Origin of the sequence: Acinetobacter sp. YH12039 (assembly GCF_013420015.1) — a bacterium.
Classification (GTDB): domain Bacteria; phylum Pseudomonadota; class Gammaproteobacteria; order Pseudomonadales; family Moraxellaceae; genus Acinetobacter; species Acinetobacter amyesii.
This window is the reverse complement of the sequence record NZ_VOZA01000006.1, coordinates 1-24,089: the sequence shown is the minus strand read 5'-3', so window position 1 is coordinate 24,089 and position 24,089 is coordinate 1. Positions and strand designations below refer to the sequence as shown.

Here is a 24,089-nt window from a genome sequence, read left to right as displayed (position 1 = left end):
GATTTTATAGGGATGAGTGCAACTTTATATCGCTCTATCTCCAAGGGGTTAAAACATGCTGATTTATGTGATTCCATTAGTGATCTTAGTGATCGTATTGGTTTTTTTAAACAAACGCCAAAAAGATCAAGAATCAGATAAAGCCAAACCAACATCCACTAAAACCAAGAAAACGGGTGTTTCGGCCAAAGCGACTCCGAAGAAAACTCAAGTAGTTGAAAGCAGTGTCATTGAAAAAAAATCAATGACGCCATTAACGACCGATGCTCGTGGCAAAATTGAAAAATTAATTGCAGAACGTAATTTCTTTTCTGCTGAAGCACAAATCAATCAATCGTTAAAACGTGACAACTCACAACATGAGTTATATCTATATCTATTAGATATTCACATTTTACAAAAAGACGAATTTGCCATCAGCCAATTGCTAAGCCATATTCGTTCACTTGAACTCGATGAAATTTTAGAACAAGCTGAAGCAAAAAAAGTAGAATTTGAAAATTCTCAAAATGTGAAAGATGATGCCATTAACTTTGTATCACCGATCACTGAAGAGGCTCCATCAAAAGCTCAAAATACCTCTGATTTTGATGCTTTAATGCAAAGTTCAACTGCTGCACCTGTTGAGCCAAAAGCAGCTGAAATTAAACCTCTAGATTTTAATTTCACCACTGAAACGCCTGCAAAAGCAGACATTTCAGCCCCTGTTGAAAGTGCGCCTGCTGAAAAAATACAGCCGCTTGAATTTGATACGCTTTCAATTTCACCAGAGCCTGTACTTGAAGCAGCACCGAAAACCGAAGAGATTGCTCAGCCATCTCCTGCTGTTGAAGAAATCAAACCGATTGATTTTGCCCCAAGTACAGAAGCTGCTGTCGAAACCAAAACAGAAACTGTAGAAGAAAAAATCGAGCCTTTAGATTTTTCATTTACAACAGAAACACCGGTTGTAGAAGAAAACAAAGTTGAAGCTCCAGCCTTAAACTTTGACTTAGGTGCTTTTGAAACAGCAAAAACAGAAGAAGCAGTTGTCGCTCCTGCAACAGAGTTTAACCTAGAGTCTACGCCTGAAGATAAACCTGCCGCACCTGCTTCAAGTGGTGTGAGTTTTGATATTAGTGGTTTAGGCACACCTTCAACCCCATCTGCTACAGACCAAAACGATCCATTGGTTCAATCTTTCCCTGAACTGGTTGAAGTCAATGAAATTGAATTGAATCTTGAATTGGCAGCGCAATACATCAAACTAGGTGCTTATGACGCTGCACGTGAAATTTTGACTGAAAAAGAAGCTGAGTTTTCTTCAGCTCAACGTCAACAAGCAGATCAGTTACTGAATCAAATCGCATCTTAAGCAAAAGCGATTTAAACTAAAGCAGTCTTTCAAGGCTGCTTTTTTTATGATGAAAAAAATTGCTCTTATTTATATGGGTGGTACCTTTGGTTGTATCGGTGAACCTTTAAGCCCCATGCCAGCGAATGCGTTTTTACCTAAATTACAGCATGTCCTGCCACTGCACCTTAACATTGAATGTTTTGTCGCACCTGTCATTCGTGACAGTAGTGCCTGTACCGCACCCGACTGGCTGGCACTGATCCAACAAATTCAAAGCTTACAATTACAACAATTTCAGCATTTCGTAATTATTCATGGCACAGACACGCTTAGCTATGCCAGCGCAGTGCTTGCACACTTTATGGGACAGTCTGCTCATATCGTGCTAACAGGCAGCCAATATCCGCTGTTTAATGTGGCTGGTGACAACACCCGTGAATTTACCGATGCCATCGACAATTTAAATTTTGCATTGGAATCGGTACACCAATCGAGTGTTGGGGTTTATTTGGCCTTTCACCATCAATTGATGCATGCTCAATCCGCACTGAAAGTGCATACAACCGATCTGAAAGCCTTTGATGGGCTGCCAGCCACACAGCCACTTTCAATGCTGACATCGCCTTATATTGTTCAGGCCAATGATTTAGACAAAGCGGCTCATTTCAATTGCCTGAATTGGATGTGGCAACCGATTGCAACCAAGCTACACAGTCAAAATTTAACGACTCTGCTTACACACACGCCAGACGTTTTGATTCTGCAAGGTTTTGGCACAGGCAACATTGCCGTTGATGCTGAATTACTCAATGTATTGAAAGCCATACAACAAAAAAATTGCAAAATTATCTTAAGTACACAGGTTGTTCATGGCGGTATAGATCAGCGCTATGCTGTGAGTGACTGGGTCAAAGACAGCGGAATTTTACTGAGTAATTGTTTGGGGCATGCAGATCTTTATGCCAAATGTTTGAAAATGTATTTACAATACGGCAGTGACGCAGACTGGACTGCGCATTGGAACGATTAAGTCATTTGAGGTAACTATGCAACGTTTTGCGATTGGGATTGAGTTTTGTGGCATGCAATACAAGGGCTGGCAAACTCAGCAACCGGGCGTACCAAGCGTGCAAGAAACCATTGAAACCGTCCTCAGTAAAGTGGCCAATGAGCCAATCATGTTGCACGGTGCTGGCCGAACAGATGCTGGTGTCCATGCAACCAATATGGTGGCACATTTCGATACTCAGGCGATTCGTCCCATTCGTGGATGGTTAATGGGCAGCAATAGCCAATTACCCCGTGATATTTCCATCCAATGGATTAAGGAAATGGATCAGGACTTCCATGCCCGCTTTAAAGCGCAAGCACGTCGTTATCGCTATGTGGTCTATAATAATCCACAACGTCCAGCTTTATTACATAAGCAAGTGACCCATGTTTATGCCAAGCTAGATGTGCTGAAAATGCAACGTGCCGCGGCCAAATTTGAAGGCACTCATAATTTCGAAAGCTTCCGTGCCGCAGCCTGTCAGTCCAATCAGCCAGTTCGTCATGTCAGCCATTGTCGCTTGATCCAACACGGATGTTACTTGGTCCTAGATATTCAGGCCGATGGTTTTTTACATCACATGGTGCGTAACATCATGGGCTGTTTATTGGAAATTGGGCAAGGTATGTATGACGTTGACCATATTGACGACATTTTTGCGGCTGAAGACCGAAAAGCAGCTGGTGTCACCGCACCGCCCGATGGGCTGTATTTTATCCATGCAGACTATCCAGCACAGTTTGAACTTCCTCAAGTTCCGCTGGGACCTCATTGGTTAAATATGCCTGAATAAAAAATTCCTCCCAACCTCCCTTTCACAGAGGGATGAGTGTCATTTTCGCCATTGCTAGGTTCTAAAAATGAAAGTACCCCTTTCAAAGGGGGGATTCTGTTTAGGGAAGGATTTTATCGAAGATCAACCTTAACGCTGCTTCCGCTTACGGTATTCCACGGGCGTTTCATTGGTCCAGCGTTTAAATGCGCGATAGAACGTACTTGGCTCAGAAAAACCCGTTAAGTAAACAATGCGCTCCACACTTTCATTGGTATTGGCCAATAATTTTTTAGCCAAACGACAGCGATAGTCTGACAAAATTTGCTGAAAACTGGTATTGGCTTCTGACAACTGAGTCCGTAAACGACGTGGGGTAATGTTGAGCTGTGCAGCGACCGTTTCGAGTGTGGTTTCACCACTTTCAAGCGTTGAACCAATAGCACGGCGAACTTCACCAACCAAATCATAACGCGCCAACTCCTGAAGTTTTTCAATCGCTAACTGCTCATGCAATTGTAATAACTCAGGTTCTGCCTGCCACAATTGATACTCTAAAATAGCCGGATCAAAATATAATCGGGTTTCTTTCTGCCCTAAACTCACAGGGCATTCATAGACACGGAAATACTCATCATCTGGCGCGCCCTGACTAAAGTTAAAGTCGATATAAATTGGCTGAAAACGCCCTTCAGTAATAAACTTAAAGAAACGCAAAACACCCGACATCGCGCATTCAGAAAAATGACGATTCACGATATTTTCTGCCCAAGGCTGATGACCATTGGTCAAATAGCAGCGGTCATCTTCAATCACCAATTGCGCATGAAAGGCATCGCTAATGAGGCGTTGATACGCCAAAGCCCGCTTTAAACCTTCACCGAAATTCTCAGATGAAATGAATAAGTGTTCAATCACCTGCCCTCGATATAAAGGCAAATGCTCACCCAGATGCAAACCAATGTCAGGATCCTTACTGACCTCTTCTGCAGCCACCCAGAATGCAAATTGTGCATTCAATGGGGTACGGTCATTGGTTTCAACCTGATTTAATGCCACACCCGCTTTTGTTAAAATTTCTTCTGTTGGCAATCCGGCACGACGAATCGCTTGATACCCTAAACGCAACACAACAGATGCATCAGTTAGCTGACCCACTCCAGAACCTTCCTTGTATGTACTTCATTTATACCTAAAAAGATTGATTTTAGATTAACTGCGATTGACCAAACTGACAACAGTTACTGCACATTTTTTGTTGAAAATATTTAACTGAATTGTTCGCTTATTTTACTGACAGTCGATCAGTTCAAAGCCTTTTACGGCTTGTATTCTGAAAAAAAATTGACTATAATTTGCGCCTTGCTAATTTATTCATTCAGGTAGGCTATGGCCAATAAAGAGGAACTCATCGAGTTCGAAGGCGTTGTCACCGAGACGCTTCCTAATACTATGTTCCGTGTACGTTTAGAAAACGGTCATGAAGTGATTGCTCACATCTCTGGCAAAATGCGTAAACACTATATCCGTATTTTGACTGGCGACAGTGTTAAAGTAGAAATGACACCTTATGATTTGACTAAGGGTCGTATCACTTACCGTGCGCGCTAAGTTTTAGCGAAGCGAAAAAGCCACTTTATAAGTGGCTTTTTTTTTGTATCTATTTCAATGCAATGATAAAAATTGACTGCAAATTTGCTTTCCTTTACAGTCTAAAAACATAAAAATTCGATTAAAAAATTTAAAATATAAGGATATAAAATCATATGAAACATCTAGGATTAGTCGGTGCTGTCTTTTGAGTTGCTTGTGCCACGACAGGCCAAAAGCAACTCAATCAATCCCTACAACACGATATTGGACAGCCAGCTGATCAAGTTCGTAAAGAGCTCAACTTAAGTCAATTGGGCTACAAAGTGATGGGAGCACCTGTACAAAGCAATGAAAAACTTAGCTATACGATTGTACGCTCGATGCCAATTCCGATAGGTACACCGAATATCGGCACCAGTATAGCCATGGGCGCCCCTATCCCAACGCCTTCTAAAGATGGTGTCACTGTCGATATGCAATGTAAAATCGAGTTCAAATTACGCAATCAAATAGTTGAATCTATTGACTATATTGGCAGAGCTTGTTGATCCTACGATAGAACACAAAAGGCTAATCCTGCTCGGAAGACCGTGTATCAAATGACTACAGTGTTATACAGACCAATCTGACTAAACTGAATTTATTTCGTGAGGAACTGACCCATGAAATTTATTTTGGAACATCAGGTTTACGAAGATCAGCGTTTTATTCACCCTATACTGAGCATGGGATGCGTTCTAAGCATTGTGTTATTGGCTGGCTGTACCACGACATCAACGATATCCTCCGTTGAACGTGAACGCCATTTAGCCTCATTTATTGGTCAATCGAGCCAAACGATTCAAGCAGAACTCGACCTCAGCAAACTGGGCTATCAAAGGACTTCTCCCGTGGAGGTCAGTTCGGACTACCTCCTTTATCGTGTCGCACGCCCGATTAGTATTCCTTTACCGATGGCGGAAAATCCTGCGATGGGCATGGGCAGCGGTGCTGCTGTGCCGATTCCTAGTGGAAATACACGCTATGAGGTGGAGTTAAACTGCCTTATTCAATTTCGCATAAAGCATAATATTGCAACTGATGTCCGATTAACTGGTCGCACCTGTTAGGGCATCAACTCTAGGGTTTATAATTTCTAGGCACAAAAAAACGCAGCATAAACGCTGCGTTTTTTTGATTCAACATTAGTTCAATGCAGAAACTACAGCTTGACCCATTTCAACTGTACCGACTTGAGTACTGCCTTCTGACATGATGTCACCTGTACGTAAGCCTTGATCTAGGACGTTACCTACTGCATCTTCAATTGCTTTTGCCGCCGCTTCTTCACGGAAGGTATAACGTAGCATCATAGCAACAGACAGAATTGTAGCTAATGGGTTCGCAATGTTTTGACCTGCGATATCTGGCGCTGAACCGTGGCAAGGTTCATACATGCCTTTACCATTTTCATCTAAAGAAGCCGATGGCAACATGCCGATAGAACCGGTTAACATCGCTGCTTCATCAGACAAGATATCGCCGAACAAGTTACCAGTCACGATCACATCAAATTGTTTTGGCGCACGAACCAATTGCATTGCAGCATTGTCAACATACATATGAGACAAGTTAATTTCAGGATACTGCTCTTCTTTTAACGCAGTTACAGTTTGTTTCCAAAGCTCAGTCACTTCTAGTACGTTGGCTTTATCCACTGAACACACTTTACCACCACGTAAGTTCGCCATTTCAAAAGCAACTTTGGCAATACGCTTGATTTCAGATTCTGCATATACGTCAGTATTGAAACCTTGTTTTTCGCCGTTTTCGAGTTCACGAATACCACGTGGTTGACCGAAATAGATCCCGCCAGTTAACTCACGTACGATCAAGATATCCAAACCTGCTACGATTTCAGGTTTTAAGCTCGACGCATCTGCAAGCTGCGGATAAAGAATGGCTGGACGTAAATTAGCAAATAAATTTAATTCTGAACGAATTTTTAATAGGCCACGTTCTGGACGAATTGAACGCTCAATGGTATCCCACTTAGGACCACCCACTGCACCCAATAAAATCGCATCAGCAGTCTTCGCTTGTGCTGCTGTTACTTCTGGATAAGGTGAACCGTGCGCATCGATCGCTGCACCACCTAAAAGACCTTGTTCCCAAGTCAAACCTAAGTTGAATTTCTCGTTTACACGTGTCAGCACTTGTTCAGCCGCTTTCACGATTTCAGGACCAATACCATCACCTGGTAAAATCAAAATATGTTTTGACATGAGTCTTTCCATTTATACGCTGGCTTGATTACCAGTCAGATTTAAAGTTTCTTTTCTACAAACTCACCAAGTCCTGTGAGGACATTGTAGGGTCGGCAGAAACGTCGAATCGTTTTTGCACCTTGCTTTAAGTCTACACAGAGCGGATCAGGCGCAGATTTATCCAGTAAACTGCCTGTGTTTTTTGAACGCTCTCGGTACATTTTAAAGGTGTACTCGTGTTTGGACCTAAAGTTGTGAATGACATGCAAGCGCTCTGCTTTTTCCTGAGAAATTGGATAATAGCGAATCACGACTTCATGCTGACCTGAAGGTACAGACAAATACAAAGGATTAGGCTCAGACAATGAACGACCATTCAACCGTACAATGCCTGCTTTAATCGCAGCACGTTGTACATGTTGATTATTTGGATCAACCACTTGTATTTGATCAAAACGCTCAAATTCACAATGCGCTGTACCTGCACAGTAAATCAGAGCATTATTTTTTGTACTTTCAGTTTCTTTCACATTTTTAATGCGTGCCGTGTCAAAGCTTTGACAGGCAGAGAGCGTTGCGAACAGCGCTCCCGTTACAACCAGCTGACCGAAGAACTTTTTCATTTTTCGAACCCAACCTGATAAATTCTGGCTAACGTATAAATTTTGTTTCGCCTGATATTAGCAAGACTTAAGCCGACTGACTACTAAGAAGTTCTACAGTGACACTGACTTAAGCTTTAATTTCTGCAAATACCCAAGGGCGAGATGCTTTGGTTTTTTCTTCATAAGCACGGATCTCATCGGCTGCTTGTAAGGTTAAACCGATATCATCCAAGCCATTCAATAGGCAGTGTTTACGGAATGGATCGACTTCAAATGTAAATGCTTCACCACTCGGTGTACGTACTTCTTGCGCAGCCAAATCAATGGTTAATTGATAGCCTTCAGATGCAGCACATTCTTTAAATAACTGATCTACGATCTCTTCAGACAAGATCACTGGCAACATGCCATTTTTAAAGCTGTTATTAAAGAAAATATCCGCATAGCTTGGTGCAATGACAGTACGGAAACCATATTCTTCTAATGCCCAAGGCGCATGCTCACGGCTCGAACCACAACCAAAGTTTGCACGAGAGATCAAAATCGACGCACCTTGATAACGCGGTTTGTTCAATTCGAAATCGGGGTTAATCGGACGTTTTGAAATGTCCTGACCTAAATAGCCTTCATCCAAATAGCGCAACTCATCAAATAAGTTGGCACCAAAGCCAGTACGCTTAATAGACTTCAAAAACTGTTTTGGAATAATTAAATCTGTATCCACATTGGCACGGTCTAATGGTGCAACGATACCTTGTTCAACGGTATATTTTTTCATGTTTATTTCTCACTGAATCCGTGACCTCTCCCTAACCCTCTCCTAAAAGGAGAGGGAACTCCTTCTCCCTCAGGGAGAAGGTTGGGATGAGGGCTTAAACTAGAATGTACGCACATCCACAAAGTGACCTGCAATTGCCGCAGCTGCTGCCATTGCTGGACTCACCAAATGCGTGCGACCACCATTACCTTGACGACCTTCGAAGTTACGGTTAGACGTTGATGCACAGTGCTCACCCGGTTGCAATTTGTCAGCATTCATTGCCAAACACATTGAGCAACCCGGCTCACGCCATTCAAAGCCTGCTTCAATTAAGATTTTATCTAAGCCTTCTGCTTCTGCTTGTGCTTTGACTAAACCTGAACCCGGTACCACCATGGCTTGCTTAATCGATGCCGCCACTTTTTTGCCTTTGGCCACTTCAGCCGCTGCACGAATATCTTCGATGCGTGAGTTGGTACATGAACCAATGAATACACGGTCTAATTGGATATCTGCCAAAGCTTGACCCGCTTCTAAGCCCATATAGTTGTATGCACGTGTCCAGTCATTACGCTGTACGTCATCTTTGGCTTGTTCTAAAGTTGGCACTGCTTGAGATACAGGAATCACCATCTCAGGAGAAGTCCCCCAAGACACTTGTGGCTCAATATCTTCACCTTGCAATACCACAACAGTATCAAAATGCGCACCTTCATCAGACACTAAAGTATTCCAATACTCTACTGCAGCGTCCCACTGTCCGCCCTTCGGTGCATACGGACGGTCTTTCACATAGGCAATGGTTTTGTCATCGACAGCCACCATACCCACGCGCGCGCCACCTTCGATCGCCATGTTACATACCGTCATACGACCTTCGATCGACATATCACGGAACACTTGACCACCAAATTCAATCGCGTGACCTGTACCACCCGCCGTACCGATTTTTCCGATAATCGCTAAAACCACGTCTTTAGGAGTTACGCCTTGACCCAATTGACCATCAACACGCACCAACATATTCTTCATTTTCTTTTGAACTAAGCATTGAGTCGCCAATACGTGTTCAACTTCCGATGTGCCGATACCATGAGCCAAGCAACCAAATGCACCATGCGTTGCAGTATGTGAGTCACCACATACCACGGTCATACCGGGCAAGGTTAAACCTTGTTCAGGCCCCACCACGTGCGCAATACCTTGACGTACATCGTTGATGTCAAACTGGGCAACATCAAAAGTTTTACAGTTGTCATCTAAAGTTTGCACTTGGATACGTGAGGTATCATCTTCAATACCTGCAATACCTTCAGCACGCTCCTTAGTAGACGTAGGTACGTTATGGTCTGGCGTTGCAACATTAGCGCTTAAACGCCACGGTTTACGACCTGCAAGTTGTAGCCCTTCAAAGGCTTGTGGAGAAGTCACTTCATGCAATAAATGACGGTCGATATACAATAATGAAGAGCCATCATCTCGCTGTTTTACTAGATGGTCATCCCACAATTTGTCATACAAGGTTTTTTTTATTTGGGTTTCCGCTTTTTGGGTTTCGCCTGCCATGTCGATTTGCTCCACTGGACTGGGTAAATTCTTTCGTTAAATCGATTATAACCACGTATTCACATAAATCTAATTTATCATTTTTATTAGTTTAAAAACTTATAGGAATGATATTTAACTGCTGATTTCCGTTGCATTTTAATCACCATTGATGCGTTCAAAACACACTCACTTCAATACTTTCAGCAGATGAAACTTTAGATTTTTCTCCGAGTTTTTGATCACTTTCTGCCATTTTTAAATGGTGATTTAGAAATTCAATGATCATAAATTGAATTTTCTCTTTTACATTGCAAATAAGAATCATTATTATTAACTCATTGCCAAGATTTATCAATTTAACAAGGAGCATTCTCATGGCACACATTAACAAGTTCGTCGAAAATAATCAGCGCATGTTCAAAAAAACCTTGAGCTATTACATCATGCATATCACGGTTGCGATGTTGGTTGGTTATTACGTGACTGGCAGTATTGCAATGGCCATTACCTTAAGTTTACTTGAACCAACTGTTCAAGCGGTTGCCTTTTTCTTCCACGAAAAAGCATGGGAAAAGAAAGATAAAGCAGCAGAGGAAAATATCCCCGCTTAATCCAACCCTGCTCCTTGTAAAAAAACCACCATCACGGTGGTTTTTTTAATGACCTTAAAACGTTCTTTTACTCTATCCACTTTAACTTTCTATTTTTTTCATCCTATAGATTCAATTGCAGACGGATCATCAAAGCTTGTTTTTTTGCTGTAAGGCCAACTGATCATGCGCCTCAACCAATTGTTCTATCGCAAGAATCAGTTTGTTTTTTGCCGCATTACACTCGGCAGCTGCACGGTTTTCGTCGTCTTCGTCATCTGCGATTTCATATATTGCACAGCGCTTTTCGACTGTCCCTTCAAAAATATCCAATAAATTTTTAATGTGTTTAATATCCATCGCCTTCTCCCTGTGAGGTACAACATTGCTAATCGATGCAGCCATGACTGTACCTGTTGCTATAATTATTCACTGAAAAGTATGTTCCCCAAGCCATCAAAACTTGAGTTCATTTTTTTGTTTTAGTTCAATACTGAATTAAAAAGAAACGTCATCGCTCCTCTTTAATTCAAACGGTTGAATTACTTTCCAGCCCTGTATTTTTTATATTATGCATAACTCTGGTTTCGGTTTAAAAAATAACTTTGTAACAGCGCATTTGAGCTGAAAATGTCACAGCCCAATCTTAAATCATGCAGTGACCAAGTACTCAAATAACACTATTGAACCCTGAAAATCCCCTCAGATTTAAAGCGTCATCTGGCTTGAACGCCTAGTTTTAAATCAAAAGATACAACTTTTCCTTTGATTTATTCTTAAAATATTATAACAATGAGACTACGCATAAAAATTCTTTATAGGAATGAAGATGAATCTCGCAGCCTTTGAAGCCTTTGTAAAAGTCATGGAAACTGGTTCGATCTCTTTGGCAGCAGATCAGCTCTTCATTACGCAACCTGCTGTGACCAAGCGTATTCACAGTTTAGAAGAATACTTCGGTGTCAAACTTTTTGAATCCGCGGGTCGTGGTGTTCAAGCGACGCATGCGGCAAACTCTCTCTTGCCAAAAGTAAAAAGCTGGCTGAATGAATTGGGTGATATTCACCATACGCTCAGCCATGAGCAAGGTCAGGTTCAAGGTAAACTGAAAATTGGCACTAGCCATCATATCGGCTTACACCATTTACCGGCGCATTTGCGTCAATATGTACAACAGTTTCCAGAAGTGACCTTAGATGTACACTTTGTTGATTCTGAACAAGCCCATGAGCAAGTTTTGGCAGGTGACTTAGAGTTGGCATTTTTGACTTTACCGCCACAAGGTGACAGCCGTTTAAAATACATCACGACATGGAATGATCCACTGGTATTCGTGGTTGCGCCTTTCCATCCTTTGGCGCAAGTCGAACATTTGACCTTAGAGGATTTGATCCAATACCCAAGTCTTTTACCTGCAGCGCAAACCTATACCAGTCAAATTACCTTGGCTGAGTTTGAAAAGTATGGACTCAAGCCAAAAGTTACCATGAGCAATAACTCACTTGAGTCGATTCGTATGTTGGTTTCCATTGGTCTCGGTTGGTCTGTCCTTCCTAAAACCTTATTGAACCAAGATTTAAAACAACTGAATTTACCTTCAAACATGAATCGTCAATTGGGCATGGTATGGCACCCAGGCCGTACTCAGTCACTTGCTGCACAAAAGCTGGTTGAATTGATGAAACACATCTAATTGAATTTTTACCTACAAAATTCAATTATTAATCAAGCCACCGTTATGGTGGCTTTTTTATTGATCTGTTTGAGCGTTTAGCAAAAGTGAATAATTTTCTATATGTTGAATGATCGCTTAAATTTCTTTTGCATTAAAAATGGGATCGCCTATTTCAGCCGATCCCATTAAAAAAACCAAGGAAGACCTGTGGGTTTTATTTCGTCAATGAATCTTCATGTAATGATTCATTCAATTGATCGACAATAATCGCCCACTCACCATCTGACTTAATTTTTTCGGCCAAGAACTGGCGCTGAGCATCTGTCCAATAATCTGCTTCGGTAATTTTAGTTTGGGCACTGAGTTGATGCGTCACGATAAATAAAGCAATCGCGTCTTCACTCGAATCTAAACCCAGTTGTTCAAATAGATGAGTCATGCGTGGACGTACACTCATTGTCATTCTCCGTGTTAAAACTTATTGTTTATGGATACAAAATTTCTGTTTTAAGGATATAACACGGAACGGACACGCACTCAATTACAGAATTCTACAGCGGTGAAAATTGAATAAAAGGCAAACTGAGCATAATCATCACGACAGATTGAATAAATACCAACAATAAAGGCAGCCCCCAGTTCACTCCGCCTTCTTCAGCAAACACCTGCTCACTATATTTCGGCTGCTGCATATAGGCTTTGGTCTTTTGCACAGCAAAATCGCTATAAAGCCGCTTTCCGATGCCAGCGAGTATGAGGTTAGGAATCAATGCTAGCCCCATCAAGACTTGATCAGGCACTCCGATGATGAGTGCCAACATGCTAATCAAAAAACCAACCGCAAAGAATAAGAAGAAATAGCGGTACATCTTTCGATAGAGTAACCAATAGGGCCCAAAAATTAACCCCGCCCAACTCAGGCCACTGTTCTGCCCACCTTGTTGTTCTATGAACTTTAAATAAGATTGAGCACGTGGCCCAATAAAGATTTGAATTAAATGTTTAAAAGAAGCTTCTGTCTGCATACGGAGCGATAGTTCAAATTAGTGAGTCGAGGGTTAATCAAAAGAACATCAAAAAAAAAGCATCTCAAGATGCTTTTTTTCATGTTCATCTTTAGGCTTGAATTGACCAGTCTTGAATGTCCCAACCTTGTTCTTTTGCTAGGACCTCTAAACGATCATCTGGATTAACTGCAATTGCATGATCCGCATATTCCAATAAGAATCGATCATTAATCGAATCTGAATAGGCCCAGGACTCTGTCACATCACGACCTTCTAACCATTGATTCAAACGGACTAATTTGCCCTTTTGGTAGCACGGAGTATTAATTACTTTACCTGTATATTTACCATTCACAACTTCGGCATTGGTCGCAATGATTTCAGTAATGCCGAATTCACGAAAAATCGGTGCGGTAATAAAATCAGACGTTGCGGTGATCCCGACCAATTGATGCCCTGCATCTTGATGGCGCTGAATGGCAGCAAAGCCCTCAGGACGCATTTGCGCACGAATAACTTTTTTCATAAACAACTGATGTAACTCAGTTAAGTAGGCATTATCATGTTGGGTTAAAAACTCAAATACAAATTCGTTATAGGCAATCGGGTCAAGCTGGCCTTTTTTATAATCATCATAAAATTTGTCATTCATAGCACGATGACGAATTGGATCAACCAAGCCTTCATTGACCAAAAACTCCCCCCAAGAATGGTCTGAGTCGGTATTTAATAAGGTGTGATCAAGGTCAAACAGTGCCAATTTCATGAAAATACTCGTAAAAGCTGAAATTTAAGAAAAAAATTGTAAATCTATCTCCGCTAGTCGATAGAAATTCGTTAAGATCATAACATTTTTACACTTTGCTTTTTCGAGATGGACACAGAAATAAACGTCCCCGTGAGCAAAGTCATAAATTACACAATATTTAGGTAGCCAAATGATCGATTCAGAAGGTTTCCGACCCAACGTCGGGATCATTTTGGCAAACGACATTGGACAAGTTTTATGGGCAAAGCGCATTGGTCACAATGCCTGGCAATTTCCACAAGGAGGTATCCAACATGGAGAAACCCCCGAACAGGCACTTTACCGTGAGCTGAGAGAAGAAGTTGGCTTACTGCCCGAACACGTCCAGGTGATAGCACAAACCCAAGGGTGGTTGCGCTATCGTTTGCCACATCGGTATATACGTACGGATTCAGACCCCGTTTGTATTGGTCAAAAACAAAAGTGGTTTTTATTAAAACTGACGGCTTCGGCACAGCATATTCAGCTGGATTTGTCAGACCCACCAGAGTTTGATCAATGGCAATGGGTCAGCTATTGGTACCCTTTGGGTCAAGTGGTGAATTTTAAACGCGATGTATATCGTAAAGCCATGGTGGAGCTGTGCAATCAGCTTCCGCAAAAACCGTAAAAATTTGCAGAATGGATGCAGATTTTTAGGATGAGTGTTGTTATAAATAAAGCAGAATAAATTTTGGAGCAGACACGATGTCGAACATGCAACTGGATACCTTAAGACGCATAGTCCAAGAGATTAATGCGTCGGCCAGTTTGCATGAATCTTTAGACATTATGGTCAATCAAGTGGCCGAAGCCATGCATGTGGATGTCTGCTCAATCTACTTGCTTGATGAACGAAATCATCGTTATTTACTAATGGCTTCTAAGGGTTTAAACCCTGAAGCCGTTGGGCATGTCTCTTTGCATACCAGTGAGGGTTTGGTCGGCTTAGTTGGACAACGTGAAGAAATCGTCAACTTAGACAATGCACCCAAACACGAACGCTTTATGTATCTGCCAGAAACGGGGGAAGAAATTTACAATTCCTTCCTCGGTGTTCCGGTGATGTATCGCCGTAAAGTGATGGGCGTCTTAGTGGTTCAAAACAAAGAACCTCAAGACTTTAGCGAAGCTGCCGAATCCTTCCTCGTGACCTTGTGCGCTCAACTTTCAGGGGTGATTGCCCATGCACATGCCGTCGGGAATATTGAAGTCTTTCGTAAACCAAACAACCTCCCTGCCTATAAAACTTTCCAAGGTATTTCAGGTTCAGGCGGTATTGCGCTAGGTCGTGCAGTCATCCTGTATCCACCTGCTGATTTGGCTTCAGTCCCCGATCGTGAAGCCGATGACATCAGTGAAGAACTCGAATTACTCGACAATGCCATAGACGCAGTTCGTCAAGAAATTTTGTCTCTCGATGAAAAGATGCAAGATGCCCTCATGGCCGAAGAGCGGGCATTATTTAGCGTGTTCTTGCGGATGCTCGATGCCAATGCCCTCCCCGCGGAAATCAAAAGTGAAATTCGTGACGGTAACTGGGCACAAGGTTCGGTACGCATTGTTATTGATAAACACATTGCGCTCTTTGCACAGATGGAAGATGACTATCTCCGCGAACGTGTTTCAGACTTAAAAGATCTAGGGCGTCGTATCTTGGCCTTTTTGCAAGAAGCAGATGCCAGTCACCGTGAAATCACCGATGAAAGCATTTTAATTGGTGAGGAAATTTCTACGGCTGCCTTGGTTGAACTCCCTGTCGATAAAATCGCGGCGATTGTGACCACCGAAGGTGCCATGAACTCACACATGGTGATTGTGGCACGTGCCCTCGGCATTCCAACTGTAGTCGGCGTGACTGAACTGCCAATTAATACCCTCGATGATGTCGAAATGATTGTCGATGCACATCAAGGTCGTGTATTCATCAATCCACCTCGTCGTTTACGCACACGCTATAAAGAGATTCAAAAAGAAGAAGAGCAAATTGCCAAAGATCTGAAGCAATACGAAACCAAAGATGCCATCACCCCTGATGGTGTTGCAGTTCGATTGTTTGTAAATACTGGCTTGATGATCGATGTGGTTCGCGGTGTACAACGTGGCGCCAAAGGTGTCGGTCTATACCGTTCTGAAATTCCGTTTATGCTGCGTGATCGCTTCCCTGGTGAAGAAGAACAGCGCGCTATTTATCGTCAACAGCTGAGTCATTTTGCCAATAAACCAGTGGTGATGCGTACCCTCGATATTGGTGCAGATAAAGACCTGCCTTATTTCTCGATTGAAGAAGAAAACTCAGCACTGGGTTGGCGTGGAATTCGCTTTACTCTCGATCATCCTGAGATTTTTTCAGCCCAAATTCGTGCCATGCTCAAAGCCAGTATTGGCCTGAACAACTTGCATATTTTGCTGCCGATGGTGACCAGTGTCAGCGAAGTCGAAGAAGCGTTGTATTTGCTTGATCGTGACTGGCAAGCGGTGCAAGAAGAAGAACAGGTGAAGATTACCAAGCCAAAAATCGGCATCATGGTCGAAGTGCCGAGTGTGCTGTTACAGATCGATGAGTTTGCTGAATTGGTTGACTTCTTCTCGGTCGGATCTAACGATTTAACTCAATATTTACTTGCGGTTGACCGTAATAACCCACGGGTTGCCAATGTCTATTCACACTCACACCCAGCCGTACTTCGTGCGCTGACTCGCTTGGTGCAAGAATGTCATAAATACGACAAGCCGATTAGTATTTGTGGAGAAATGGCCGGTGATCCACTCACAGCTATTTTACTGATGGCGATGGGCTTTAACACCCTATCGATGAGTTCGAGTAACATTCTCAAAGTCCGTAAAGCCATCTGCCATGTGCCGATGCCAGATGCAAAAGAGCTCTTGGATCGTGCTTTGAGCATGAATAATCCACTGATGGTGAAAAGCATGATGGAGTACTACTTCAAGACTCATGGTCTTGGTGATATGGTGAAATCGGCAACCCGAATCGTGAGTGCTTAAGAACACTCATGTAAAATAATAAAATGAGGTGATGATGGATTTTTTATTTTTTCTGGCTTTTGTCGCAATTGCCTTTTATATGACAAAGATCCATCCGCAACTCAAACAAAAAATGTTAGAGCTGCAACACGATACACCGATTGAAAAAGTATCCTCAACTCGACCTAGACCGTCCCAAGCACAACAAGTCAATATACGCCCAACCAAGCCAACAAAATCCAAAGCTCCGGTCAGCCGCTCTCGTATTCCCCCCTTACTCGGTATAGAAATTACTGCGTCACAGCAGCGCCGCTTAGGTAAAAATGATCCATCGGTGCTGGCTGCACAGCGCGCCAAACAGCTAAATCAGACGCAGCACAGCGACGCAACATGGTTTGAGCAATTGACCAGTCAGGTGGAACACGTACTTCAGCAACCTAATAACGCCGTAAAACATCAAAGCACAGCGTCTAGACCACAACAAAAATCCACATTCAACAAAATGTTTGAAGACTTATTTTCAAAATAAGCGGTGTTTTAATGTTCAATATTTCAACTCAAAACCAATGCTTTAAATCCTGCATGGAACCACCTAAATGAACGTTGGTATCTTATTATTCAACGAAGTTGAAGTCTTAGATGCTGCGGGGATTTCTTCGGGGATCCATGCATCGCTTTATATTGTGGCCAAATTGCATGGCTTAGAGATTGCGAAGCAAACAGCAAAACGTATGGAATATGATGTGGAATTTGTTTAAGCAGATGTTGAAGCCGAATCATTTAGTAGACTAAAAACTGAGAAAATACACTGAAATAAAAAGGGAGATAATCATTCGAATATCCCCCTTTTTTGTGCTTTGCATAGCCGCGTTTTGCATTTTTCTTTCGATCTACAAAAGTTTGGCTTTTGTTAAAATCGTTCATGTGTTTTGCCACAAAGTTGCGAACTTCAACTTCAGGCAGGACTTTTTTCTTTGCCATTTGCATTCACCTTTTTGCCTATACAGCACCCTCGTACTGTAGTGCATATATTGATCTATTTTTAGATTTTTTCAAGCACTTTCCTATGGCTTTTTGATACAGCGTAGTTAGCCCCAAGGCCATAAAAAAATTGCTTTGCCACATTATTTCCCTCTCCCTAACCCTCTCCCATTGAGAGAGGGAAATACGTTGTATTTAGCTAGCAAAAGCCCGTTCTAATACTCGCTCTACATCGACCTTTTTAGCATCCAGCATGCCCACCACTTGCCCATGTTTCGCACTATAGCGGCTTTGAATAAAACCATTTGCTACATAATCAGGCGCATAGCGTTTCAATAACACCGCTTGTGCAAGTACCGTTAAACGACTGACCAAACTGCGCCCCATAAATTGTAAATCTTCAGGTGATTGATGGAACAACCTGAACAAGTCCTGCAATTCTGTTTGCAAGCTTTCATCTGTACTTGCTGTACTCGCCAAATCTTTAAACAGCACTTCAATAGATTCAGGGTCACGCCCAATCGCACGCAGCACATCTAGGCACATGACATTGCCTGAACCTTCCCAAATGGTATTCACAGGTGCTTCTTTAAAGATGCGCGCCATGATGCCGTTATCGACATAGCCATTGCCGCCAAAGACTTCCATCATCTCACCAGTTAGTTCGACTGCACGTTTACAAATCCAAAACTTAGCTGCTGGGGTCATAATGCGTTTCCATGCCACAGACAAGGCATCATCTGATTCATAGCACTGCGCCAAATGAAAACTGAGCTGCGTCGCTGCTTCACTCTCTAAAGCCAAATCTGCCAAAACTGCACGCATTAAGGGTTGTTCAATCAAATGTTTACCAAAAGCCTGACGCTGACGAGTATAGGCAATGCATTGCACCAAAGCTTGACGCAGCATGGCGCTCGAACCGACCGAACAGGTCAGACGGGTATAATTCGCCATTTCAATAATGGTTGGAATGCCACGCCCTGCCTCACCAATCATAATGCCCCATGCATTTTTGAATTCGACTTCCGAGCTTGAATTACTGCGGTTACCGACTTTTTCTTTTAGGCGTTGCACCTGAATATTATTCTTCGTGCCATCTTCCAACCAACGCGGCACAAAGAAACAAGCCAAGCCATCTTGTTCGGTTTTTGCCACCACCAAATGCGCATCACACATCGGTGCAGAGAAAAACCATTTATGCCCCGTGAGTAAATAAGCTTTGCCTCGTCCTGTTTCTGCCACAGGCACAGCTATAGTTTCATTAGCACGTACATCTGAACCGCCCTGCTTTTCGGTCATGCCCATACCGAGCCAAATCGACTTTTTCTGCGCAATCGGTACATCGCGTTCATCATATTCAGTCGATAGTAGTTTCTCGCCAATTTTCGCCCATAGTTCAGGTTCGCGCTGAATGAGTGGAATACTGCCGAGCGTCATTGAATTTGGACATAAATTGCCGCACTCGACCTGACCTGCTAAATAAAAACGTGCTGCCCACTCCACCCATTTTGCCTTGGAATTTGGCTGATTAAATGGATGTGCATGGGTATCAAACTGGCGGTTGAGTCCCATCCATTTATGCCATGAAGGATGAAACTCGATAAAGTCAGTACGGCGGCCTCGCGCATCGAAGGCATGTAAAATTGGGGTATGTTTGTTGGCTAAAGCCCCATGCTGAAAGTATTCACTCGAACCTGCCACTTTGCCCATTTCGCATAAGATCGGCTGATCGTGGCTGCCATAGCGCTTTAAGATTTCATGTAAAACCGTATCGCTTGAAAATAGATTGTAGTTTTCCAGTTCATCAAATTGGTTGCTGATTTGATGCGTCATCCATGTCTGTTCTAATGTATTCATCGTCTATATTTTCCGCTTGTTCTTGTTGGCTTTTCATTTCAGTATAGAGAAAATTTAAAGCATAGACGTTCGGTTTTCCGCGCTTAAAAATATGAAGCATTCAGCCATTCAAATACGGCGTAAGCCACGTCAATCACGTGCCAAACTGACGCAAGAAGCCTTACAGGACAGTTTTGTTCGGCTTTTGCATGAGCGTCCTGCCAGCCAAATTACCATTCGGGAAATTACCGACCTTGCAGGCGTGGGCTTGGGAACGTTCTATGAATATTTTTCTAAAAAGGAAGATTTGATTGCGCTAACCATTCATTTACATGTGAAACACAATGCGGAAAGCTTAAAAAGTTATGCACATAGCTTGATCAAGTTATCCACAGATTTGAAGTTTCAGACTTATTTAGAGCGAATTATTCATTTTCAAATTGAGCAAATTCAAGCACAGCAGTTTTTATGGTCACAGGTGTTTTTGTTAGAACGGCAGATTTCAGATATTGAAAGTTACCGTAAGAGTTATGCCATGATGGTGCAAATGTGGCGCAGTATGCTTGAGCCATTTATACAGGATGATGAACAGCTCAAACAGATGGCTTTAAATATGCAGCGGGTGTGTTATGGCTTTGTGTCGCAAACTTTATTGATTGAGCCTGATTTTGGGGAGTGGGATGAATTAAAGCGAGATATAATTCATATGTTGCGCGATTAGACTTCGCGGACAAGTCTAATGATGTTTCAAATGCATCGGTGAATAAAATAAAGTCATGTTATTTACAAAAAATCGGCTCTTAAACCAGTTATTTTAGATATTTAGGAAATTCATTTTTACGGTAGAAGAAAATCATTCATCACTTGTTTCATCCGTCAATAAAAGTGCTTTAGAAGTTAAGCTTTTATTGCCAGCTTACTTGTCTCATTTATACGCCTTTGCAATGCTGGCCAGTTGTAAGCTCTTTAAAAATTCAGCCGTATATTTTGGACTATGGCCTAATGCACCACGATGATAGCCATTTGGGATCGCCTGATAGACTACTGGCAATTTTTATTTGCACACTTTCTGGTAATAACTTTGAGTACCAAGGTGATCGACAAATGGTCTGCGACGCCTTAAACAAACATCAGTGTTACGGTTAGGGTCATATATTCAATCGACTGCCGTTTTAAATAGCTTAGGGATGGCCTTAAGTCTGAATTTTTTAAAAAGATTGGCTGAGGTGCTTGTTTTAACTAATTTTTTAGTTCTGATAAACAGCGTTTACGGGCCTGATTTAGTAAAGACTTCATATCTGGACTAACCTGTTGATCTACATTGATCGATCTGCTTCGGCTGCTCCCAACAACACGATGGGGAAAAATGCCGCTACATTGGTATCTGGATTTGGATTGGTTTCTACGTATTCAGCAATACATTCATATTGATAACCACCCGGTGCCAAGGGTATTGCAGCTTTAAGATTCAATTCAAGCGCATCTTTTTGCCCCTGAGCTGCAACCGCAATAGCAGCTGCAGCACATTGACTATGCCCCATCACCATCCAGTCTTTATTAAATTGCTTCGGCTTGCAAGAATGCAGTGCATGTACAGAATCCACCAAATTATAAACTTAACTGACTACATTCATATAAGGGTGCAGTTTTGGCTTACCCAGTCCTTGATAATCTGTTGTAACCACTACATAGCCATGCCTCAAACAACTGTCGATTGCACCATCTATGACTAGTTGCAAACTATACACAGGCCCATTGTATAATCACTTGAAGGAGCACTTGTATCAGCCACACAGTCGTGCCATGTGCTCATGCCAATACGGTCCAGTCTTGTTTAAGTGCTTATCCTTTTGGGCGTAAAATATATCCCGAGGTCAAAATGGGTTCGTCATTAACCCCCTCAACTACGATATGCGATCACGTAAGGTTGCCTAGTATGTTGATATGATGTAGGAATCGATTCAAGCTGGAGTGACAACACCTGACCTGACAACAATAAAGATAGGTGTGCCAACCATCACCCCATAAAGAATTTATTTACAATTTTCTAAAACAACTTAGACCACTTGCCAATATTTCTTCAGCTGTATTTTTAGCTTATTTTAAGTATTAAATAATGTCTTTAATGTTGAAAAGCTCTGCAATATTAACAACATAAAAATGTCTTTCATTAACTAGAATCAGCTAAAAAACCTATATTAAGGCCAAAATCCATAATAAAAATATGGATTTAGATACTTCGTCCTGTTCTACCTTCATAGCTATATATTTGAGTTTAATTCATGGATAAAATATTAAAACAAAATATATAAATAAATAATATAAATTCAATAACTTAATCAATCGAATTAACCATTTATTCAAAACTATTTTTCCATTTGTCAAAAGCCACAGAAAGCTTTAGAGTCAATAAGTATATAAAGATTTTTAAGCTTTTAACGGCTACAGTTTTATGACTTCTCTTCGATTGATTGTTGCTTGAAAAATTTTAGAATGAGAGAAAAACTGTTGTCACATTGTCACTTTAAAATGAATTAACAAAACGGTTAATGTCATGTGCTATTGAGCGTGTTATCAATTGATAAGGTTATAACTCCCAACTTTAATACATGATTATAATAATGGAGATACTCAATGAGCGACGACGTTAAAAAATGTCCTGTCACCCACCTAACAACTGATGCTGGTGCTCCTGTTGTAGACAACCAGAACAGTATGACGGCAGGTGCACGTGGTCCTTTACTTGCCCAAGACCTATGGCTTAATGAAAAACTTGGTAATTTCGTTCGTGAAGTAATTCCAGAGCGTCGTATGCACGCCAAAGGTTCTGGTGCCTTCGGTACGTTTACCGTAACTAACGATATTACCCAATATACTCGTGCTAAAATTTTCTCAGAAGTTGGTAAAAAAACTGAACTTTTTGCTCGTTTCTCTACCGTAGCGGGTGAGCGTGGTGCTGCAGATGCAGAACGCGATATTCGTGGTTTTGCCCTTAAATTCTATACTGAAGAAGGTAACTGGGATTTAGTTGGTAATAACACACCTGTCTTCTTCCTACGTGATGCTCGTAAATTCCCTGACTTAAACAAAGCAGTAAAACGCGATCCTAAAACCAATAAGCGTAGTGCAACTAATAACTGGGATTTTTGGACTTTACTACCTGAAGCTCTACACCAAGTTACGATTGTGATGTCTGACCGCGGTATTCCAGATGGTTACCGTCATATGCATGGTTTTGGCAGTCATACTTTCAGTTTTATTAATGCCAATAATGAACGCTTCTGGGTTAAATTCCACATGCGCACTCAACAAGGCATTAAAAACTTAACCGATGCTGAAGCTGAAGCGATTATTGCCAAAGACCGTGAAAGCTCACAAACCGATCTGTTCAATGCAATTGAACGCGGCGATTTTCCAAAATGGAAAATGTACGTTCAAATTATGCCTGAACTTGATGCAGAAAAAGTACCTTATCACCCATTTGATTTAACCAAAGTATGGCCTAAAGGCGACTATCCGTTGATTGAAGTGGGTGAATTCGAACTCAATCGTAACCCTGAAAACTATTTCCAAGATGTTGAACAAGCCGCTTTTGCACCAAGTAACTTGGTGCCGGGCATTAGTTTTTCACCTGACCGTATGCTGCAAGCGCGTTTATTCAACTATGCTGATGCTGCACGTTATCGCGTGGGTGTAAACCATTACCAAATTCCTGTAAATGCACCACGTTGCCCTGTTCATTCCAACCGTCGTGATGGTCAAGGCCGTATGGATGGTAACTATGGTGCAACACCGCATTATGAACCAAACAGCTTCAGCCAATGGCAAGAGCAACCACAATACAAAGAACCACCATTGAAAATTACTGGTGATGCTGACTTGTGGGATTATCGTGAAGATGACAGCGACTATTTCAGTCAACCACGTGCATTATTCAACTTAATGAATGATGAACAAAAACAAGCATTGTTTAATAACACTGCTGGCGCAATGGGCGATGCACTCGACTTCATTAAATACCGTCATATCCGTAACTGTTACGCATGTGATCCAGCTTATGGTGAAGGTGTTGCAAAAGCATTAGGCTTAACTGTAGCGGATGCGCAAGCTGCTCGTGCAACTGATCCAGCTCAAGGTAATCCTGGCTTGCTTTAAGTTTTATCTTTGAATAAAAAAACCACCTTTTAAGGCACTGCTGTCCCATAGTTTGCTTTAAATAAAAAAACCTGAGTCCTAACAGTTAAAATATGAGTGCAAACAAACACTTTAACGACCAGGATTCAGGTTTTGTCACATCAGAATACCGTATTTCATGAG

At 41.9% G+C, this 24,089-nt stretch carries 26 protein-coding genes; 14 read left to right on the top strand and 12 right to left on the bottom strand.

Annotated features, from left to right (window positions below; genetic code table 11):
* Positions 1-55 precede the first annotated feature (55 nt).
* Genes FTT98_RS04455 through truA form a run of 3 tightly spaced genes read left to right on the top strand, consistent with a single transcriptional unit; the run spans position 56 to position 3,180 of the window.
* Positions 56-1,354 (top strand): fimbrial protein FimV, encoded by a 1,299-nt coding sequence (locus FTT98_RS04455; RefSeq protein ID WP_180042094.1) that lies wholly within the window; start codon positions 56-58, stop codon positions 1,352-1,354.
* Between the two features lie 49 nt (positions 1,355-1,403).
* Positions 1,404-2,366, top strand: a complete 963-nt coding sequence (locus FTT98_RS04450) for an asparaginase domain-containing protein (protein ID WP_180042099.1) — start codon at positions 1,404-1,406, stop codon at positions 2,364-2,366.
* 16 nt (positions 2,367-2,382) lie between these two features.
* Positions 2,383-3,180, top strand: coding sequence for a tRNA pseudouridine(38-40) synthase TruA (gene truA, locus FTT98_RS04445; RefSeq protein WP_078189716.1), 798 nt, complete (start codon positions 2,383-2,385; stop codon positions 3,178-3,180).
* A gap of 129 nt (positions 3,181-3,309) precedes the next feature.
* Here truA and FTT98_RS04440 read toward each other — a convergent pair whose 3' ends face one another.
* On the bottom strand, positions 3,310-4,317 hold the full coding sequence (locus FTT98_RS04440; RefSeq protein ID WP_078189717.1) for an AraC family transcriptional regulator: 1,008 nt from the start codon (positions 4,315-4,317) through the stop codon (positions 3,310-3,312).
* Between the two features lie 231 nt (positions 4,318-4,548).
* On the opposite strand from FTT98_RS04440, the gene infA reads away from it, so the two are divergent.
* The 3 genes from infA to FTT98_RS04425 all read left to right on the top strand — a co-directional run bounded on the left by infA (position 4,549) and on the right by FTT98_RS04425 (position 5,861).
* Positions 4,549-4,770, top strand: coding sequence for a translation initiation factor IF-1 (infA, locus tag FTT98_RS04435; RefSeq protein WP_001284370.1), 222 nt, complete (start codon positions 4,549-4,551; stop codon positions 4,768-4,770).
* A 308-nt stretch (positions 4,771-5,078) separates the two neighbouring features.
* Positions 5,079-5,300, top strand: a complete 222-nt coding sequence (locus FTT98_RS18080) for a hypothetical protein (RefSeq protein WP_257220825.1) — start codon at positions 5,079-5,081, stop codon at positions 5,298-5,300.
* A gap of 114 nt (positions 5,301-5,414) precedes the next feature.
* Positions 5,415-5,861, top strand: coding sequence for a hypothetical protein (locus tag FTT98_RS04425; protein WP_373683076.1), 447 nt, complete (start codon positions 5,415-5,417; stop codon positions 5,859-5,861).
* Positions 5,862-5,936: 75 nt separating this feature from the next.
* Here FTT98_RS04425 and leuB read toward each other — a convergent pair whose 3' ends face one another.
* The 4 genes from leuB to leuC all read right to left on the bottom strand — a co-directional run bounded on the left by leuB (position 5,937) and on the right by leuC (position 9,929).
* Entirely contained in the window at positions 5,937-7,016 is a 1,080-nt protein-coding gene (gene leuB, locus FTT98_RS04420; protein ID WP_078192754.1) for a 3-isopropylmalate dehydrogenase, read from the bottom strand.
* 41 nt (positions 7,017-7,057) lie between these two features.
* A complete protein-coding gene (locus tag FTT98_RS04415; RefSeq protein WP_168377913.1) occupies positions 7,058-7,621 on the bottom strand; it encodes a hypothetical protein in 564 nt (187 codons plus the stop codon).
* A 109-nt stretch (positions 7,622-7,730) separates the two neighbouring features.
* Complete coding sequence (gene leuD, locus FTT98_RS04410) at positions 7,731-8,381, bottom strand: 3-isopropylmalate dehydratase small subunit (RefSeq protein WP_180042065.1); 651 nt, start codon at positions 8,379-8,381, stop codon at positions 7,731-7,733.
* Between the two features lie 99 nt (positions 8,382-8,480).
* A complete protein-coding gene (leuC, locus tag FTT98_RS04405; protein ID WP_180042066.1) occupies positions 8,481-9,929 on the bottom strand; it encodes a 3-isopropylmalate dehydratase large subunit in 1,449 nt (482 codons plus the stop codon).
* Positions 9,930-10,285: 356 nt separating this feature from the next.
* Here leuC and FTT98_RS04400 point away from each other — a divergent pair, with 356 nt between their 5' ends.
* Positions 10,286-10,522: a DUF2061 domain-containing protein gene (locus FTT98_RS04400; RefSeq protein WP_078189723.1), complete on the top strand. Its 237-nt coding sequence runs from the start codon at positions 10,286-10,288 to the stop codon at positions 10,520-10,522.
* A 129-nt stretch (positions 10,523-10,651) separates the two neighbouring features.
* Here FTT98_RS04400 and FTT98_RS04395 read toward each other — a convergent pair whose 3' ends face one another.
* Positions 10,652-10,861 (bottom strand): hypothetical protein, encoded by a 210-nt coding sequence (locus FTT98_RS04395; RefSeq protein WP_168377916.1) that lies wholly within the window; start codon positions 10,859-10,861, stop codon positions 10,652-10,654.
* A 469-nt stretch (positions 10,862-11,330) separates the two neighbouring features.
* Here FTT98_RS04395 and FTT98_RS04390 point away from each other — a divergent pair, with 469 nt between their 5' ends.
* On the top strand, positions 11,331-12,194 hold the full coding sequence (locus tag FTT98_RS04390) for a LysR family transcriptional regulator (RefSeq protein WP_078189725.1): 864 nt from the start codon (positions 11,331-11,333) through the stop codon (positions 12,192-12,194).
* A gap of 196 nt (positions 12,195-12,390) precedes the next feature.
* On the opposite strand, the gene FTT98_RS04385 is transcribed toward FTT98_RS04390, so the two are convergent.
* The 3 genes from FTT98_RS04385 to FTT98_RS04375 all read right to left on the bottom strand — a co-directional run bounded on the left by FTT98_RS04385 (position 12,391) and on the right by FTT98_RS04375 (position 13,949).
* Entirely contained in the window at positions 12,391-12,633 is a 243-nt protein-coding gene (locus FTT98_RS04385) for a DUF2789 family protein (RefSeq protein ID WP_078189726.1), read from the bottom strand.
* Between the two features lie 94 nt (positions 12,634-12,727).
* Complete coding sequence (locus tag FTT98_RS04380; protein WP_168377917.1) at positions 12,728-13,201, bottom strand: DUF2628 domain-containing protein; 474 nt, start codon at positions 13,199-13,201, stop codon at positions 12,728-12,730.
* Between the two features lie 91 nt (positions 13,202-13,292).
* Positions 13,293-13,949, bottom strand: coding sequence for an HAD family phosphatase (locus FTT98_RS04375; RefSeq protein ID WP_180106249.1), 657 nt, complete (start codon positions 13,947-13,949; stop codon positions 13,293-13,295).
* Positions 13,950-14,121: 172 nt separating this feature from the next.
* Here FTT98_RS04375 and FTT98_RS04370 point away from each other — a divergent pair, with 172 nt between their 5' ends.
* The 4 genes from FTT98_RS04370 to FTT98_RS04355 all read left to right on the top strand — a co-directional run bounded on the left by FTT98_RS04370 (position 14,122) and on the right by FTT98_RS04355 (position 17,713).
* Positions 14,122-14,601, top strand: a complete 480-nt coding sequence (locus FTT98_RS04370) for an RNA pyrophosphohydrolase (protein WP_078189729.1) — start codon at positions 14,122-14,124, stop codon at positions 14,599-14,601.
* A 77-nt stretch (positions 14,602-14,678) separates the two neighbouring features.
* Positions 14,679-16,976 (top strand): phosphoenolpyruvate--protein phosphotransferase, encoded by a 2,298-nt coding sequence (ptsP, locus tag FTT98_RS04365; protein ID WP_180005299.1) that lies wholly within the window; start codon positions 14,679-14,681, stop codon positions 16,974-16,976.
* Positions 16,977-17,010: 34 nt separating this feature from the next.
* A complete protein-coding gene (locus FTT98_RS04360) occupies positions 17,011-17,484 on the top strand; it encodes a hypothetical protein (RefSeq protein ID WP_180006997.1) in 474 nt (157 codons plus the stop codon).
* A gap of 67 nt (positions 17,485-17,551) precedes the next feature.
* The gene (locus tag FTT98_RS04355) at positions 17,552-17,713 is read left to right on the top strand and encodes a hypothetical protein (RefSeq protein ID WP_180010167.1); all 162 of its coding nucleotides are present in this window, start codon (positions 17,552-17,554) and stop codon (positions 17,711-17,713) included.
* A 22-nt stretch (positions 17,714-17,735) separates the two neighbouring features.
* Here FTT98_RS04355 and FTT98_RS04350 read toward each other — a convergent pair whose 3' ends face one another.
* The gene (locus FTT98_RS04350; RefSeq protein WP_067764150.1) at positions 17,736-17,936 is read right to left on the bottom strand and encodes a hypothetical protein; all 201 of its coding nucleotides are present in this window, start codon (positions 17,934-17,936) and stop codon (positions 17,736-17,738) included.
* 195 nt (positions 17,937-18,131) lie between these two features.
* Entirely contained in the window at positions 18,132-19,793 is a 1,662-nt protein-coding gene (locus tag FTT98_RS04345; protein ID WP_180177057.1) for an acyl-CoA dehydrogenase family protein, read from the bottom strand.
* Positions 19,794-19,884: 91 nt separating this feature from the next.
* On the opposite strand from FTT98_RS04345, the gene FTT98_RS04340 reads away from it, so the two are divergent.
* On the top strand, positions 19,885-20,493 hold the full coding sequence (locus FTT98_RS04340; RefSeq protein ID WP_180002945.1) for a TetR/AcrR family transcriptional regulator: 609 nt from the start codon (positions 19,885-19,887) through the stop codon (positions 20,491-20,493).
* Positions 20,494-21,088: 595 nt separating this feature from the next.
* On the opposite strand, the gene FTT98_RS18330 is transcribed toward FTT98_RS04340, so the two are convergent.
* Entirely contained in the window at positions 21,089-21,379 is a 291-nt protein-coding gene (locus FTT98_RS18330; RefSeq protein WP_180177056.1) for a hypothetical protein, read from the bottom strand.
* 1,027 nt (positions 21,380-22,406) lie between these two features.
* On the opposite strand from FTT98_RS18330, the gene FTT98_RS04330 reads away from it, so the two are divergent.
* On the top strand, positions 22,407-23,927 hold the full coding sequence (locus FTT98_RS04330) for a catalase (RefSeq protein ID WP_111884100.1): 1,521 nt from the start codon (positions 22,407-22,409) through the stop codon (positions 23,925-23,927).
* Positions 23,928-24,089: the final 162 nt, after the last annotated feature.